Source organism: Mesorhizobium sp. M8A.F.Ca.ET.181.01.1.1 (genome assembly GCF_004792025.1).
GTDB lineage: Bacteria > Pseudomonadota > Alphaproteobacteria > Rhizobiales > Rhizobiaceae > Mesorhizobium.
This window is the reverse complement of sequence record NZ_SRTV01000236.1, coordinates 1-303: the sequence shown is the minus strand read 5'-3', so window position 1 is coordinate 303 and position 303 is coordinate 1. Positions and strand designations below refer to the sequence as shown.

At 65.3% G+C, this 303-nt stretch carries 1 pseudogene; it reads right to left on the bottom strand.

Going from position 1 to position 303, the window contains the following annotated elements:
* Positions 1–217: pseudogene (locus EN824_RS34420) on the bottom strand (ABC transporter permease); the annotation flags it as partial.
* Between the last annotated feature and the right edge of the window lie 86 nt (positions 218–303).

Here is a 303-nt window from a genome sequence, read left to right as displayed (position 1 = left end):
GCCACTCTCCGTAGCGTTGCAGCGCCGGCTGATCGAGACCGAACTGATGCCGCAGCGCGGCGACGGCCTCCGCCGTGGCCGCCTGGCCGAGCGCCTGCTGCGCGGCATCGCCGGGCAGCAATCCCGTCACGGCAAACACGATGGCCGAAACCAGCAGCAGCGTGAGCAGCGCGAGACCGAGGCGCGCGGCGATGAGTCGTTGCGCGTGTGCTTTCATTGAAAGTCGCCTCCTTTTCGAAGCATGCGCGCCGCCTGTAAAAACGACGCACCAGACATGTAGTGCATGTATTGCGGCGACTTCTC